Here is a 14,784-nt window from a genome sequence, read left to right as displayed (position 1 = left end):
AGCGCAAGACAAAGTGCCGCGAAACCTGGTCCTGTGGAGCAGTTTGGAGTGCTCGCCACCCTGTCAAGGTGGAGGCCGCGGGTTCAAATCCCGTCAGGACCGCCCAACCGCCAAGGCCCGCATCCCCCAAGGGAAGCGGGCCTTTCGCGTACCCACAACCACACCCCGCGAGTCAGGCACCGCCGGGAACCGCCGTCGCGGCCGAGCGCCATCGCGGCGAAAAGACAAGCACCGGCCGCACCCCCACTCCCGCCGCCACGGCGGCCACCCCAACGGCGCCGACCGGCGGTGCCGGACCGGCCACAGCCGGCGGGTCAGGCACCGCCGGGAACCGCCGTCGCGGCGGGAGGAGAGGGCCGGCCGAGTCGGGGCGCGGGCGGCTCGGCAGAGGGGGTGCCTCTGAAGTAGGCGGGCAGAAAGAGGGCCGTATCGGAGGTGGTCGGCCTGAAAACGGGCTGGATCGGTCGCATGTGGTCGGCTTTGGACGCGCGGCGCGTGGTGGTCGGCGCCCTTGACGGCGTCACATTCGGTGGTTAACCAGGAGGGAGGGCTTGGTTGTTGTCGGCGCCCTTCTGGAGGTGGCGTATGGCGGCTTCGGTGCGGCACGAGACGCGGGCGTTGCTGAGGGCCCACCTGGCGGCCGCCTCGTCGTACCGGCATCTCACCCGCCACTGCGCGGTCTGCCACCAGTTGCTGCGGCTGGCCATGGACTCCGCCCCGCACGCCGCGGAGCCCCCCGAGGGCGCCACCGAGGACCAGGCCCCCGTCAGCCCGTGACGATGGGCCCAACCGCCGTTCCCCCAAGGGCCGGTGGAGCGCGAGACTCCTCTAGCGCACCCGGGGCAGTACAAACAACCCGTGCGGTATGTGACGGGTGTCACCGCATGAGTTTCCGAAAGGGCGGTACTTACCCCCTTCCTACAACTGGTCAATTTAATATGTGCAATTGCACCACCCTGGGAGCCCCGTACCGGACCTCGCCCCGGGCCCCCTCCGGTGCCCGCACAGCGGATCCGACAGTGATCCCCAGACTCCGACAAGGCTGCTCACAGAGGCGCCGGTCAGGGTCACCGAAGACGCCATGGGCGCACAAAAAAGATCGCGCTGGACCCGGCGGAGTCCAGCGCGATCTACGACGCACCCTGTGTCGCTTGCCTGAAAGTTCTTGTCGGCCTGGGCGTGGGCCCTGTTGGGGCAGGTCCCGCGTCGCTTGTAGCTAGGGTTCGGGGCACTTCGGCCAGTGGGGGGACCGGTCGGTTTGCCCGCTATTCAGTTGGATCAGGCTTCACTGCGCTGCTGCGGGATGCCCGCCAGCAGGGCGCGCACCTCAGCCTCGCGGTAGCGGCGGTGTCCGCCGAGCGTGCGGATCGACGTGAGCTTGCCGGCCTTCGCCCACCGCGTGACCGTCTTGGGGTCGACGCGGAACATCGTGGCGACCTCAGCGGGGGTCAGCAGCGGCTCGGCATCAGGGGTGCGAGCGGTCATGAGCGGCCTCCTCGGGAGAACCGAACCTTCTCGGTTCTTTCCTCTAAATTCTGCACCTTGACCCGCGTTGCCCGAAATGGCGGACGCGAGTCGAGTCGGTTATAGGACGAACGGCTTGTCCTCGGCACTACAACTACACCATCTGTCCAGCCGCGTCGGCCAAACCGATGGAATTGCCCTCCCAGGTAGGCATCAGCCGCGGAAGCCGATGGACCATGCCATAGCGGACAGTCACGCCACTGTGACGATCAGTCACAGGACGATCAGGAGGCACCAGACCCCCCAAAACACGTAATGCTGAGAATCCGCCCACAGTGCACCACACTTGGACGGATGGAGCCCTCCCCGGACTCCTTGTCCTATTTTGGCACGAGGAGTGGCAAGAGGCGCAAGAGCCGTGTAAGTGCTATCCGTCACCCTTGACGCAAAAGCCCGGATCAGGATCCAACGTCCAGTGCGTTCACTGAAGTGCCGTCAACGTACGTTGTTTCATGGCTTCTGGGCCGTGACGTACGTCACTCACCACACACACGTCACGCAGGTGTCATCCGGCGGTAAACCGCATCGGACGCCCCGTCACTCAGTACGGATCACTGGGCATCCGCGCTCAGACCGGTTCCCGGACCGGCCCTCAGACCGCCACACAGACCAGCCCTAGGACCGCCACGCAGACCGGCCCTCAGTTCGCCGAACGGCGGTCCCGTACCGTCCGCCACCGCTCCACCAGCCGCCCGTACGCCTCCCCGGCCGCCGCCCCGTCGCCCTGGCGCAGCGCCTCGATGCCGGCCGCCACGTCGGCCGCCGAATGGTCGTCCTCCAGGTCCCCGGCGGGCAGGGTGTGCACGAGGCCGCCGTAGTCCAGTTCGACCACCGAGCGCGGATGGAACTCCTCCAGCCAGCGGCCGACGTCCACCAGGCCGTCGATCAGCGGCCCTTCCTCCACGGTGTCCTTGAGCGTGCGCAGCGCCCGGGCCACCCGGCGCCGGGCCTGCACCATGGGCGTGCGGTAGCGCAGCATCGGCGGGATATCGGCGGTGCCCTTCTCGTACCGGCGCTCCTCGTCGGAGACCAGCACGAACCAGTTCAGCGGCACCTGCCAGGTCGCCGTGCGGATCCAGGGCCGGGAGTCGGGGTTGCGGGCCAGCCAGCGCTCGTAGTCCATCGCGGCCTGCCGGCGCACGACCGGCGGCAGCATCACGTCCAGGACCGGCTTCGGCAGCTCCTCGGAGAGCTCCTCCAGAGCCCGCCAGCCACGCAGCCGGGTCCGCCACGGACAGACGCAGACGACGCCGTCGACCTCCAGGACGAACGCGTCGCCGCTCTCCTGCACCGGCACCGCGATCGGCGGGGTGGGCAGCAAGTCGGCCAGGGAGCGCCGGAGTTCGTCCTGGTAGGAGGGGCGCTCCGGACGGCGGGCGTAGCGCGTCCAGTGGTCGCGCTCGCGGGCCGGGAAGGCTGCCAGCGGCTCGTACACACGCAGGTACGTCGCGTAGGGGACGACCACCGAGGACACCTTGGGCACGCCTGCTCCCTCCCCATCGGACCGGGCTCGAAACCAGCGGAACCCACGGCGGAGCCATGACGGAGCCGGCCGGGGCCGACCGCGGAAACCACAGCAAATCGTCCCACGCTCATACGTGCATACACGGCACGGGAGAGTGATCCTGAACACTGCGCGGATGGTGTACGGGCAATGGCTCTACGCTCATGCCAGGCCCCCGCCACCCTTACGGGAGCCCCCGCTTCCACCCCGCGCGACACACGCGACAAAACCGGGAGTCACCACAGTGACCGACGTTTCCACCGGCGTCCTGCACACCCTGTTCCACTCGGACCAGGGCGGGCACGAGCAGGTCGTGCTCTGTCAGGACCGCAAGAGCGGCCTCAAGGCCGTCATCGCCATCCACTCCACCGCACTGGGCCCCGCCCTCGGCGGCACCCGCTTCTACCCGTACGCCAACGAGGAGGAGGCCGTCGCCGACGCCCTCAACCTCGCGCGCGGCATGTCGTACAAGAACGCCATGGCCGGGCTCGACCACGGCGGCGGCAAGGCCGTGATCATCGGGGACCCGGACCGCGACAAGACCGAGGAGCTGCTGCTCGCCTACGGGCGGTTCGTGGCCTCGCTCGGCGGCCGGTACGTCACCGCCTGCGACGTCGGCACGTACGTCGCCGACATGGACGTGGTGGCCCGCGAGTGCCGCTGGACCACCGGGCGCTCCCCCGAGAACGGCGGCGCGGGCGACTCCTCCGTGCTCACCGCCTACGGCGTCTACCAGGGCATGCGGGCCAGCGCCCAGCACCTGTGGGGCGACCCCTCGCTGCGCGGCCGCACCGTCGGCATCGCCGGCGTCGGCAAGGTCGGCCACCACCTGGTGGAGCACCTGCTGGAGGAGGGCGCCCGGGTGGTCGTCACGGACGTGCGCCGGGATGCCGTCGGCCGGATCTCCGACCGCCACCCGCAGGTGCAGGTGGCCGTCGACACCGACGCCCTGATCCGCGTCGAGGGCCTCGACATCTACGCCCCCTGCGCGCTCGGGGGCGCCCTGAACGACGCGTCCGTGCCGGTGCTGACCGCCAAGGTGGTGTGCGGCGCGGCCAACAACCAGCTCGCCCACCCGGGCGTCGAGAAGGACCTCGCCGACCGCGGGATCCTCTACGCGCCGGACTACGTGGTGAACGCCGGCGGGGTCATCCAGGTCGCCGACGAGCTGCACGGGTTCGACTTCGACCGGTGCAAGGCGAAGGCGGCGAAGATCTTCGACACCACGCTCGCCATCTTCGCACGTGCGAAGGAGGATGGGATTCCGCCGGCCGCGGCGGCCGACCGGATCGCCGAACAGCGGATGCACGAAGCGGCAACGGCGGGCGGCCGCTGATCGAACACCGGATTTCCGGACGGATTTCCGGTACCCGCCGACGGGCACTTCGAGAGAACTCTCACGTTCGTCGGCGGGTCGTCCGCCAGGAAGTGGTTAAAATCGTGGTTGACCAGCGGGGACGGGGCGCCTCGCGGGTCGTGCAGCCAGGCGCGTGGTGCGGGCGACGTACCGTATGGGCGCGGGCTCAGGTACCGTGGAAGCCCTACGGACCGGTCTCTCCGAGGAGAGCCCGTTCCGGATCATGAACGCGTGTCAGACTCTGGGGCCGTCGAGCCCCGTCACCGAGGGGGTCGAGCCATGGGGCGCGGCCGGGCCAAGGCCAAGCAGACGAAGGTCGCCCGCCAGCTGAAGTACAACAGCGGTGGGACTGACCTGTCACGTCTGGCCAGCGAGCTGGGCGCATCGACTTCGAGCCAGCCGCCGAATGGCGAGCCGTTCGAGGACGACGACGAGGATGACGACCCGTACGCCCAGTACGCGGATCTCTACAACGACGACGATGAGGACGAGGACGAGGACGACCAGTCCGGTCCGCACTCCCAGCATCGTCGCGGTGCTTGACGCCTGCGGCTGCTTAGCCGCTTCACTTGCCCGGTCCGGGGTTTCAACGCCGGACCGGGTTTTGTGCTGGGCTCGCGGGGCTCCGCCCCGGACCCCGCTCCTCAAACGCCGGAGGGGCTGGGCTTATGCGTAGTCGCCCACCAGTTCCGCACCCGTGGTGTGTTCGCCGCGCTCGGTGATCTCGCCGGCCACCCATGCGTCCACCCCGCGGTCGGCCAGTGTGGTCAGCGCCACGTCCACCGATTCCTGCGGGACGATCGCGATCATGCCGACGCCCATGTTGAGCGTCTTCTCCAGTTCGAGCCGCTCGACGTTGCCGGTGCGGCCGACCAGGTCGAAGATCGGGCCCGGGGTCCAGGTGGCGCGGTCCACGGTCGCGTGCAGGTGGTCCGGGATCACCCGGGCCAGGTTTGCCGCGAGTCCGCCGCCGGTGACGTGGCTGAAGGCGTGGACCTCCGCCGTCCGCATCAGGGCCAGGCAGTCCAGCGAGTAGATCTTGGTCGGCTCCAGGAGTTCCTCGCCGAGGGTGCGTCCCAGGTCCTCGAGGTGCGCGTCGAGCGCGAGACCGGCCTGGTTCAGCAGTACGTGCCGGACCAGGGAGTACCCGTTCGAGTGAAGCCCGGAGGACGCCATGGCGATCACCGCGTCACCCGTACGGATACGATCCGCGCCGAGCAGCCGGTCGGCCTCCACCACGCCCGTACCGGCTCCGGCCACGTCGAAGTCGTCCGCGCCGAGGAGGCCCGGGTGCTCGGCCGTCTCGCCGCCCACGAGGGCGCAGCCCGCCAGTACACAGCCCTCGGCGATGCCCTTGACGATGGCGGCGACCCGCTCCGGGTGCACCTTGCCGACGCAGATGTAGTCGGTCATGAACAGCGGCTCGGCGCCGCACACCACGATGTCGTCCATGACCATGGCGACCAGGTCGTGGCCGATGGTGTCGTACACGCCGAGCTGACGCGCGATGTCGACCTTGGTGCCCACGCCGTCCGTCGCGGAGGCCAGCAGCGGACGCTCGTAGTTCTTCAGGGCGGAGGCGTCGAAGAGGCCGGCGAAGCCGCCGAGGCCGCCGAGGACCTCGGGGCGCTGCGTCTTCTTCACCCACTCCTTCATCAGCTCCACGGCGCGGTCGCCCGCGTCGATGTCGACGCCGGCAGCCGCGTAGGAAGCACCGGGAACAGAGTTCTCAGACATTGCCTGGGATCTTTCGGGTTGGTTTCTACGAGGCTTACGGGCGACGGATCGCGTCGGCCGCGGCCGTGGCTGCGGGACCCGCCGCCAGCTCGGTCTCCAGGAGCTGCTTGCCGAGCAGTTCGGGGTCCGGGAGCTCCATCGGGTACTCGCCGTCGAAGCAGGCGCGGCACAGGTTCGGCTTGGCGATGGTGGTCGCCTCGATCATGCCGTCGATGGAGATGTACGCCAGGGAGTCGGCGCCGAGCGAGGTGCCGATCTCCTCGATCGTCATGCCGTTGGCGATGAGCTCGGCGCGGGTGGCGAAGTCGATCCCGAAGAAGCACGGCCACTTGACCGGCGGCGAGGAGATCCGGATGTGGACCTCGGCCGCGCCCGCCTCCCGCAGCATCCGCACCAGGGCCCGCTGGGTGTTGCCGCGGACGATCGAGTCGTCGACGACGACCAGGCGCTTGCCCTTGATGACTTCCTTGAGCGGGTTCAGCTTGAGGCGGATACCGAGCTGCCGGATGGTCTGCGAGGGCTGGATGAAGGTCCGGCCGACGTAGGCGTTCTTGACCAGACCGTTGCCGAAGGGGATGCCGGAGGCCTCCGCGTAGCCGATGGCGGCCGGGGTGCCGGACTCCGGGGTCGCTATCACCATGTCGGCGTCGACCGGGGCTTCCTCGGCGAGCTTGCGGCCCATCTCCACGCGGGAGAGGTACACGTTCCGCCCGGCGATGTCGGTGTCGGGGCGGGCCAGGTACACGTACTCGAAGACACAGCCCTTGGGCTTCGCTTCCGCGAATCGAGAGGTGCGCAGGCCGTTCTCGTCGATGGCGACGAACTCGCCCGGCTCGATCTCGCGGACGAAGCTGGCGCCGCAGATGTCGAGCGCGGCGGACTCCGAGGCGACGACCCAGCCACGCTCCAGACGGCCGAGGACCAGCGGGCGGATGCCCTGCGGGTCGCGGGCGGCGTAGAGGGTGTGCTCGTCCATGAAGACGAGGGAGAAGGCGCCACGGACCTTCGGCAGGACCGCGTGCGCGGCCTCCTCGATGGTCAGCGGCTTGCCGTCGTCGTCGGTCTGGGCCGCGAGGAGGGCGGTGAGCAGGTCGGTGTCGTTGGTGGCCGCGACCCGGGTGGACCGGCCGTTGTGGTCCTTGGGGAGTTCGGCGACCATCTCGGCGAGCTGCGCCGTGTTGACGAGGTTGCCGTTGTGGCCGAGCGCGATCGAGCCGTGCGCGGTGGCGCGGAACGTCGGCTGGGCGTTCTCCCACACGGAGGCACCGGTGGTCGAGTAGCGGGCGTGACCGACCGCGATGTGACCCTGGAGCGAACCGAGCGAGGTCTCGTCGAAGACCTGGGAGACGAGGCCCATGTCCTTGAAGACGAGGATCTGGGAGCCGTTGCTGACCGCGATACCCGCGGACTCCTGGCCCCGATGCTGGAGGGCGTACAGCCCGAAGTACGTGAGCTTGGCGACCTCTTCACCGGGAGCCCAGACACCGAAGACGCCGCAAGCGTCCTGGGGGCCCTTCTCACCGGGGAGCAGATCGTGATTGAGGAGACCGTCACCACGTGGCACGGCACCGAGTGTAGGCGAGATCGACCACTGGTCCGAATTGGGGATACCCGGCCGTAATGGATCTACGATCACGGACGCGGTTGTGGCTTTCTCCATTTCCGCAGGTCAGCGCGGTGGGAGCTTTCTCCAGGTGGCGCCGGTTCGGTCGGAGCGGTGCTCGCGCAACCCCCTCACACCGTATCTCTGAGTGAGGTGTCGCACATCATTCGGGGGCCGCGCGGCCGCCGGGTGTCATGCGCTGGACAGCTGGACGCGGTCGCCGCCGCTCGCGGTGAGGGTGAGCTTCCCGCCCTCAACCGTCATGGTCAGCGGTCCGGAGGTGAGCGTGCGGGAGAGGGTGCGCTCGAAGGTCATCCGCGCGTTGTCGCAGGCCATCCGGGTGGTGCGGACGTGGCTCAGCCGGAACTGGTCGCCGGTGATCTGCGCGGTGCCGCTGAACTGGTTGCACCCGAAGCTGCCGGCCGCCCGGTCGTCCTCGATCTTCACGTGGGCGCGCGCCGGGGCGCGGAGGGTGGTGCCGTCGACGGTCACGCTGTCCACGGTCCAGTCGATCCCGGTCACGGCCGGCACAGTCCCCACGGTTCCGCCTCTCCCGCCGCCACAGGCCACCGCGAGCAGAGCGAGGAGAGCGGCGGCCACTGCCCTCGCCAGGGTCATACGGCGCATGCGCTGTTTCAACCCGTACCCGTACATACCGTTTCGACGGCGCGCCCCGGGTGATCGGTTCCCTCACCCCAGGACGGGCAGGTACGCCCCGAGGTCCGCCCGCTCCCCGCTGGCGCTGACCCTGGCGGACGCCAGTGCCTCCGTCCAGCCCAGCCGTCCGGTGGCCAGCCGGATCCAGGTCAGCGGGTCGGTCTCGACGACGTTCGGCGGGGTCCCCCGGGTGTGCCGGGGCCCCTCGACGCACTGCACCACGGCGTACGGCGGCACCCGCACCTCGGTCGACCCGCCGGGCGCCTTGACGGCGAGCGCGTCGGCGAGCAGCCGGGTGCAGGTGGCCAGGGCCTGCCGGTCGTAGGGGATGTCGAGTCCCGGGACCGCCGAGCCGAGGTCGTCGGTGTGGACGACCAGCTCGACGGCCCGGGTGACGAGGTAGTCGTCGAGGGAGAGCGCGCCGGCGCTGGTGGCGAGCAGCCGGGTGCCGGGATGCGTGTCGAGCAGGCCGCGGAAGCTGTCGTCGATGTCGGCGAGGTAGGCGTCGAGGTCGGGATGGGCGGCGGCGAGGCGCCGGGTGAAGTCGTCGATCGCGGCGGCGTTGCCGGAGGTCCCGGACGGCCAGTCGAGCAGCACCGCGTCCGCCTTCGCCGGCTCGGGCTGGTCAAGGGCCCGGTGGACGGCAGTGAGCGCCATGCCGATGTGGGCGACGAGGTCCCGTACGGTCCACCCCTCCAGCCGGGTGGGGAGCGCGAGTTGGTCGGGGGCGAGGGTGCGGACGGCGTCCCGCACGTTCGAGAACTGGGCGAGAACCGCCGCTCGGGTCTTGGCGGGGTCGTACGTCCTGGGGCGCTTCTTGGCGGGAGGCATGGCGGTGAGCGTATTGCCTCGGTCCGACAGACGAGGTCGGGAATTGTCAGTCTGGGTTGACAACCTCTGGCCGTCAACCCAGACTGACAGACATGGAGACACAAGAGCTCTCGGAACGCCTCAGGTCGCACGACCCCGCGGTGGGACTGCGGGCCGTGGGGGCCCTGCACCGGCTGGCCGAACAGGTCGAGGCGGCGGCGGTCGTGCGCGCCCGCGAACAGGGCTGGTCCTGGGAGCAGATCGGGGACGCCCTCGGGGTGTCCCGGCAGTCCGTCCACGCCAAGTACGGGAAGTGAGACGACCATGTTCGAACAGTTCGCGGCAGAGGCCCGGGCGACCGTCACGTCGGCGCTCGAGGAGACCACCCTGCGCGGCGACCGCCGCATCGGCACCGAGCACCTCCTGCTGGGGGTGCTCCACGACCCCGGCGCGGCCCGCGCCCTCGGCACCGACCTGGAGACCGCCCGCGCCGCCCTCGACACCCTGGACCGCTCGGCGCTGGCCGTGGTCGGCATCGACGTCCACGGCATCGACCGGTCGCCGATCCCCGCGTCCCGCAAACGAACCCCCTTCACCTCGGGCGCCCGCGCCGTCCTCCCCCGCGCCCTCGCCGAGACGAAAAAGGCGCACAGCCGCCGCATCACCCCGGAACACCTGCTACTGGCGCTGCTCGACTGCGAACACCCGGATCCGGTGGCGACGCTCCTCACCGAACTCGACATCGACCGCACCGCCGTCCGCACCCGCCTGAGGCAGCCGGGCCATTGAGCCGTCGGGCTCCGGCAGGGCGGTCAGGGGACGAGGTCGGAGGCCGGGGTGATCACCCAGTGGTTGCTGTGGATGACCCGGTCGGCGAAGTCAACGTCGATCTCGCCGAGGAGGCGGAAGCCGAGGGATCGGCAGATGCCGTTCGAGGGGCCGTTGGCAGTCGCCGGGAAGGCATGGATGTCGCCCCAGCGGTCCTCGTACCGGGCCTGTTCGAGGAGGGTGCGGGTGGCGAGCCTGCCGAGCCCGCGCCCCTGGAACTCGGGCAGCACCATCCACCCGATCTCCGAGACCGGCTCCCCTCCTTCGTCGTGCGCCCAGATGCACACGTTCCCCGCGACGACCTCGGGGGTGCCGGGATCAGGAACTATCATCTTGATCCAGGAGGTACCGGCCGCCGCCTCCGCCGCGTCCCGGCGCACCTTGTCCCTCATCCCGTCCCTGGGCAACGGACCGCCGAGGTCCTTCATCATCACGGGGTCACAGCGCATGCGGACATACGCGTCCACGTCGTCCGGGGTGACGTCACGCAAGTACATGCCAGAAGGATGCGGTGTCCGGCTCGAACCCGAAAGGTGCCGGGAGTCGGCTGCGACAGCCGGCAACGATCACCCGTGGGTGTGATCCGCGGCGGAACCCGCCCCGCACCGCCGGAGCCTGGCAACACTGGTCTTCGCCTGGAAGGGGGTGCAACCTGACGGTTATGGCCGAGCGCACGTCTCAGATGTCGGTGGAAGAGTTCGAAACGATTGCCTCCACTGCTCCCGAGACCGTCACGTTGGAGTTCATCGACGGACGGATCGGAGTCAAGAAGGTGACGGACGGGGACCACGACACCATCGTGTCTTGGCTGGCCCGGCGCTGTATGCAGACCAGGCCCGACCTGGACCTGTACTACGGCCGAGGGCTCCGGGTGGAGGCCTGTCGAGAAGGTAGGGCGAGGCCGGACGCAGTACTCGCGCCGGAGGCCCACTTCGCGGGATACGGCGAGTGGGCCGACCCGGATGGGGCGCTCATGGTCGTCGAGATCACCTCGTACGACTCGGAAACGGACCGACGGGACCGGCATGAAAAGCCGACCGCGTACGGTCAGGCCGGGATCCCGCTGTACCTCCTGATCGACCGGGACTCCTGCACGGTCACGGTGCACAGCGGCCCGGACCGGCAGGTCGGCGGGTACCGCACCGTCCAGACCTCGAAGTTCGGCGAGAAGGTGGTACTCCCCGATCCGATGCGCATCGAGCTCGACACGGAGATCCTCAAGAACTACGTCCGGTGAGCCGAGAAGGCCCCGCCCGGAAGCGCATCCGGGCGGGGCCTTCGTCCGTTCTGCGGCCGGTTACGCGAGCAGCGCCTCGATCGTGCCCTCGTGCGCCTCGCGCAGTTCGGACAGGGTGAGGCTGAACTCGCCCTGGATCTCCACCGAGTCGCCGTCCACGACGCCGATGCGGGTGACCGGGAGGCCGCGGGCGCCGCACATGTCGTTGAAGCGGACCTCCTCGGAGCGCGGGACGGCCACGAGGGCGCGGCCGGCCGACTCGGAGAGGAGGAAGGTGAAGGCGTCGAGGCCGTCCGGGACGACGAGGCGCGCGCCCTTGCCGCCGAGGAGCGCGGACTCCACGACCGCCTGGATCAGACCGCCGTCGGACAGGTCGTGCGCGGAGTCGATCATGCCGTCGCGGGAGGCGGAGATCAGGATCTCGGCGAGCAGGCGCTCGCGCTCCAGGTCGACCTTCGGCGGCAGGCCGCCCAGGTGGTCGTGGACGACCTGGGACCAGGCCGAGCCGCCGAACTCCTCGCGGGTGTCGCCGAGGAGGTAGAGCAGCTGACCCTCCTCCTGGAAGGCGACCGGGGTGCGGCGGGCCACGTCGTCGATCACGCCGAGGACGGCGACCACCGGCGTCGGGTGGATGGCCGCCTCGCCCGTCTGGTTGTAGAGCGAGACGTTGCCGCCGGTCACCGGGGTGCCCAGCTGCAGGCAGCCGTCGGCGAGGCCACGGATGGCCTCCGCGAACTGCCACATCACCGCCGGGTCCTCGGGCGAGCCGAAGTTCAGGCAGTCCGAGACCGCGAGGGGCTTGGCGCCGGTCGTCGCCACGTTGCGGTAGGCCTCGGCCAGGGCCAGCTGGGCGCCCGTGTAGGGGTCGAGCTTGGCGTAGCGGCCGTTGCCGTCGGTGGCGATGGCGACGCCGAGGCCGGTGGCCTCGTCGATGCGGATCATGCCCGAGTCCTCGGGCTGGGCCAGCACCGTGTTGCCCTGCACGAAGTGGTCGTACTGCGAGGTGATCCACTTCTTGGAGGCCTGGTTGGGGGAGCCCACCAGCTGAAGGACCTGCGCGCGGAGTTCCTCGCTGTCGGCCGGGCGCGGCAGCTGGTTCGCGTCGTCCGCCTGGAGGGCGTCCTGCCAGGACGGGCGGGCGTAGGGGCGCTCGTAGACCGGGCCGTCGTGGGCGACCGTGCGCGGGTCGACGTCGACGATCTTCTCGCCGTGCCAGAAGATCTCCAGACGGTCGCCGTCGGTCACCTCACCGATGACGGTGGCGATGACGTCCCACTTCTCGCAGATCTCCAGGAAGCGGGCGACCTTGGCCGGCTCGACCACCGCGCACATGCGTTCCTGCGACTCGCTCATGAGGATTTCCTCGGGCGAGAGGGTCGAGTCGCGCAGCGGGACGTCGTCCAGGGTGACGGTCATGCCGCCGGAGCCGTTCGAGGCCAGCTCGGAGGTGGCGCAGGACAGACCGGCCGCGCCGAGGTCCTGGATGCCGACGACCAGCTTCTCCCGGAAGGCCTCCAGGGTGCACTCGATGAGGAGCTTCTCCTGGAAGGGGTCGCCGACCTGGACGGCGGGGCGCTTGGAGGGCTTGGCGTCGTCGAAGGTCTCCGAGGCCAGGATCGAGGCACCGCCGATGCCGTCGCCGCCGGTGCGGGCGCCGTACAGGATGACCTGGTTGCCGGCGCCGGAGGCCTTGGCGAGGTGGATGTCCTCGTGCCGCATGACGCCGATGGCACCGGCGTTGACCAGCGGGTTGCCCTGGTAGCAGGCGTCGAAGACGACCTCGCCGCCGATGTTGGGCAGGCCCAGGCAGTTGCCGTAGCCGCCGATGCCGGCCACGACGCCGGGCAGCACGCGCTTGGTGTCGGGGTGGTCGGCGGCACCGAAGCGCAGCGGGTCGACCACGGCCACCGGGCGCGCGCCCATGGCGATGATGTCGCGGACGATGCCGCCGACGCCCGTGGCCGCGCCCTGGTAGGGCTCGACGTAGGAGGGGTGGTTGTGCGACTCGACCTTGAAGGTGACCGCGTAGCCCTGGCCGACGTCCACCACGCCCGCGTTCTCGCCGATGCCGACGAGCAGGGCGTCCGACTGGGGCGCCTTCTCGCCGAACTGGCGGAGGTGGACCTTGGAGGACTTGTACGAGCAGTGCTCGGACCACATGACCGAGTACATGGCGAGCTCGGCGCCGGTCGGGCGGCGGCCGAGGATCTCCACCACCCGCTCGTACTCGTCCTTCTTCAGGCCGAGTTCGGCCCAGGGCAGCTCGACGTCGGGGGTCGCGGCCGCGTGCTCGACCGTGTCCAGAGGCGTCCGGCTCATGCGTTGACCAGCTTCTTGAGGATCGAGGTGAAGAAGGGGAGGCCGTCCGTGCGGCCGGTGCCGATCAGCGGCTCGACGGCGTGCTCGGGGTGCGGCATGAGGCCGACGACGTTCCCGGCCTCGTTGGTGATGCCGGCGATGTCGCGGAGCGAGCCGTTGGGATTGAAGTCCAGGTACCGGAAGGCGACCCGGCCCTCGGCCTCCAGCTTGTCGAGCGTGTACTCGTCGGCGACGTACCGGCCGTCCATGTTCTTCAGCGGGATGTGGATCTCCTGCCCCGCGTGGTAGTCCGTCGTCCAGGCGCTGGAGGTGTTCTCCACGCGCAGCTTCTGGTCGCGGCAGATGAAGTGCAGGTGGTTGTTGCCGAGCATCGCGCCGGGGAGCAGGTGGGCCTCGGTGAGGACCTGGAAGCCGTTGCAGATACCGAGGACCGGCAGGCCGGCCTTCGCCTGCTCGATGACGGTCTCCATCACCGGCGAGAAGCGGGAGATGGCGCCGGCCCGCAGATAGTCGCCGTAGGAGAAACCACCGGGAAGGACCACCGCGTCGACCTGGTGGAGGTCCTTGTCCTTGTGCCAGAGGGCGACCGGTTCCGCGCCCGCGAGCCGGATCGCGCGCTGGGTGTCACGGTCGTCGAGGCTTCCGGGGAAAGTGACGACGCCAATACGAGCGGTCACTTCGCCGCCTCCGCGACTTCGTCGACGTGAACCGTGAAGTCCTCGATCACGGTGTTGGCGAGGAAGGATTCCGCAAGATCGTGGATGCGGGCGAGCGCGGCCTCGTCGACCGGCCCGTCAACTTCCAGTTCGAATCGCTTTCCCTGACGTACGTCGGAGATGCCTTCGAAACCCAGGCGCGGCAGCGCACGCTGGACCGCCTGGCCCTGGGGGTCGAGGATCTCCGGCTTGAGCATGACGTCGACTACGACGCGTGCCACTGGCACTCCCGGTGTTGTGGTGCTGACTGCTGAGCAGTTACCCGTGATACCCGTCGGTGGTCTCCGACCGGTGCCTTCAGACTACCCGCACAAAATTTCTACGCGGGTAGAGTTGTAGGAAACTACGTGAGCCGCATCACGATCGGGTGACAGCGGCCGATCCTCACGAAAAGTTCTGGGAAAGTTCCCCGGGTTCGTCCACGACATCTATTGCGCTGGGGACACGCGGACAGATTTAGTCGGGCTTCACTTTGTATTGCCAGGCACTGTA

At 69.4% G+C, this 14,784-nt stretch carries 16 protein-coding genes and 1 tRNA gene; 7 read left to right on the top strand and 10 right to left on the bottom strand.

Annotated features, from left to right (window positions below):
• The first annotated feature begins 27 nt into the window (after window positions 1-27).
• A tRNA-Asp gene (locus ACFY0K_RS31810) sits at window positions 28-102 on the top strand.
• Window positions 103-585: 483 nt separating this feature from the next.
• Window positions 586-777, top strand: a complete 192-nt coding sequence (locus tag ACFY0K_RS31805) for a DUF6274 family protein (protein ID WP_390642690.1) — start codon at window positions 586-588, stop codon at window positions 775-777.
• Window positions 778-1,278: 501 nt separating this feature from the next.
• Here ACFY0K_RS31805 and bldC read toward each other — a convergent pair.
• Together bldC and ACFY0K_RS31795 are read right to left on the bottom strand one after the other, a co-directional pair.
• Window positions 1,279-1,485, bottom strand: a complete 207-nt coding sequence (gene bldC, locus ACFY0K_RS31800) for a developmental transcriptional regulator BldC (RefSeq protein ID WP_003949541.1) — start codon at window positions 1,483-1,485, stop codon at window positions 1,279-1,281.
• A 679-nt stretch (window positions 1,486-2,164) separates the two neighbouring features.
• On the bottom strand, window positions 2,165-3,007 hold the full coding sequence (locus tag ACFY0K_RS31795; protein ID WP_390642689.1) for a hypothetical protein: 843 nt from the start codon (window positions 3,005-3,007) through the stop codon (window positions 2,165-2,167).
• Between the two features lie 265 nt (window positions 3,008-3,272).
• On the opposite strand from ACFY0K_RS31795, the gene ACFY0K_RS31790 reads away from it, so the two are divergent.
• A complete protein-coding gene (locus tag ACFY0K_RS31790; RefSeq protein WP_390642688.1) occupies window positions 3,273-4,364 on the top strand; it encodes a Leu/Phe/Val dehydrogenase in 1,092 nt (363 codons plus the stop codon).
• Between the two features lie 300 nt (window positions 4,365-4,664).
• The gene (locus tag ACFY0K_RS31785) at window positions 4,665-4,928 is read left to right on the top strand and encodes a DUF3073 domain-containing protein (RefSeq protein WP_046733692.1); all 264 of its coding nucleotides are present in this window, start codon (window positions 4,665-4,667) and stop codon (window positions 4,926-4,928) included.
• Window positions 4,929-5,051: 123 nt separating this feature from the next.
• Here ACFY0K_RS31785 and purM read toward each other — a convergent pair whose 3' ends face one another.
• The 4 genes from purM to ACFY0K_RS31765 form a co-directional block, all read right to left on the bottom strand.
• Entirely contained in the window at window positions 5,052-6,122 is a 1,071-nt protein-coding gene (gene purM, locus ACFY0K_RS31780; RefSeq protein WP_390642687.1) for a phosphoribosylformylglycinamidine cyclo-ligase, read from the bottom strand.
• A gap of 34 nt (window positions 6,123-6,156) precedes the next feature.
• Window positions 6,157-7,686, bottom strand: a complete 1,530-nt coding sequence (gene purF / locus ACFY0K_RS31775; protein WP_390642686.1) for an amidophosphoribosyltransferase — start codon at window positions 7,684-7,686, stop codon at window positions 6,157-6,159.
• Between the two features lie 231 nt (window positions 7,687-7,917).
• Window positions 7,918-8,247, bottom strand: coding sequence for an META domain-containing protein (locus tag ACFY0K_RS31770; protein WP_390642685.1), 330 nt, complete (start codon window positions 8,245-8,247; stop codon window positions 7,918-7,920).
• Window positions 8,248-8,415: 168 nt separating this feature from the next.
• Window positions 8,416-9,213, bottom strand: coding sequence for a sterol carrier family protein (locus ACFY0K_RS31765; protein WP_390642684.1), 798 nt, complete (start codon window positions 9,211-9,213; stop codon window positions 8,416-8,418).
• Window positions 9,214-9,305: 92 nt separating this feature from the next.
• Here ACFY0K_RS31765 and ACFY0K_RS31760 point away from each other — a divergent pair, with 92 nt between their 5' ends.
• Both ACFY0K_RS31760 and ACFY0K_RS31755 read left to right on the top strand, forming a co-directional pair.
• Window positions 9,306-9,509, top strand: coding sequence for a helix-turn-helix domain-containing protein (locus tag ACFY0K_RS31760; RefSeq protein WP_093501116.1), 204 nt, complete (start codon window positions 9,306-9,308; stop codon window positions 9,507-9,509).
• A gap of 7 nt (window positions 9,510-9,516) precedes the next feature.
• On the top strand, window positions 9,517-9,981 hold the full coding sequence (locus ACFY0K_RS31755) for a Clp protease N-terminal domain-containing protein (RefSeq protein ID WP_390642683.1): 465 nt from the start codon (window positions 9,517-9,519) through the stop codon (window positions 9,979-9,981).
• Window positions 9,982-10,004: 23 nt separating this feature from the next.
• On the opposite strand, the gene ACFY0K_RS31750 is transcribed toward ACFY0K_RS31755, so the two are convergent.
• Window positions 10,005-10,517, bottom strand: coding sequence for a GNAT family N-acetyltransferase (locus ACFY0K_RS31750; RefSeq protein ID WP_390642682.1), 513 nt, complete (start codon window positions 10,515-10,517; stop codon window positions 10,005-10,007).
• 155 nt (window positions 10,518-10,672) lie between these two features.
• Here ACFY0K_RS31750 and ACFY0K_RS31745 point away from each other — a divergent pair, with 155 nt between their 5' ends.
• Window positions 10,673-11,257 carry a Uma2 family endonuclease gene (locus ACFY0K_RS31745; RefSeq protein WP_390642736.1) on the top strand — a complete coding sequence of 195 codons (585 nt, stop codon included), beginning with the start codon at window positions 10,673-10,675 and terminating at the stop codon, window positions 11,255-11,257.
• 60 nt (window positions 11,258-11,317) lie between these two features.
• Here the strand turns inward: ACFY0K_RS31745 and purL are convergent, their stop codons facing one another.
• Genes purL through purS form a run of 3 tightly spaced genes read right to left on the bottom strand, consistent with a single transcriptional unit; the run spans window position 11,318 to window position 14,513 of the window.
• The gene (gene purL / locus ACFY0K_RS31740; protein ID WP_352361874.1) at window positions 11,318-13,576 is read right to left on the bottom strand and encodes a phosphoribosylformylglycinamidine synthase subunit PurL; all 2,259 of its coding nucleotides are present in this window, start codon (window positions 13,574-13,576) and stop codon (window positions 11,318-11,320) included.
• Window positions 13,573-14,253 carry a phosphoribosylformylglycinamidine synthase subunit PurQ gene (gene purQ, locus ACFY0K_RS31735; protein ID WP_390642681.1) on the bottom strand — a complete coding sequence of 227 codons (681 nt, stop codon included), beginning with the start codon at window positions 14,251-14,253 and terminating at the stop codon, window positions 13,573-13,575. Before purQ ends, purL begins: the two co-directional genes overlap by 4 nt.
• Window positions 14,250-14,513, bottom strand: coding sequence for a phosphoribosylformylglycinamidine synthase subunit PurS (purS, locus tag ACFY0K_RS31730; protein ID WP_351706465.1), 264 nt, complete (start codon window positions 14,511-14,513; stop codon window positions 14,250-14,252). Before purS ends, purQ begins: the two co-directional genes overlap by 4 nt.
• Window positions 14,514-14,784: the final 271 nt, after the last annotated feature.

Source organism: Streptomyces sp. NPDC001507 (assembly GCF_042894765.1).
Lineage (GTDB): Bacteria > Actinomycetota > Actinomycetes > Streptomycetales > Streptomycetaceae > Streptomyces.
This window is presented reverse-complemented; position numbering and strand designations above follow the sequence as displayed.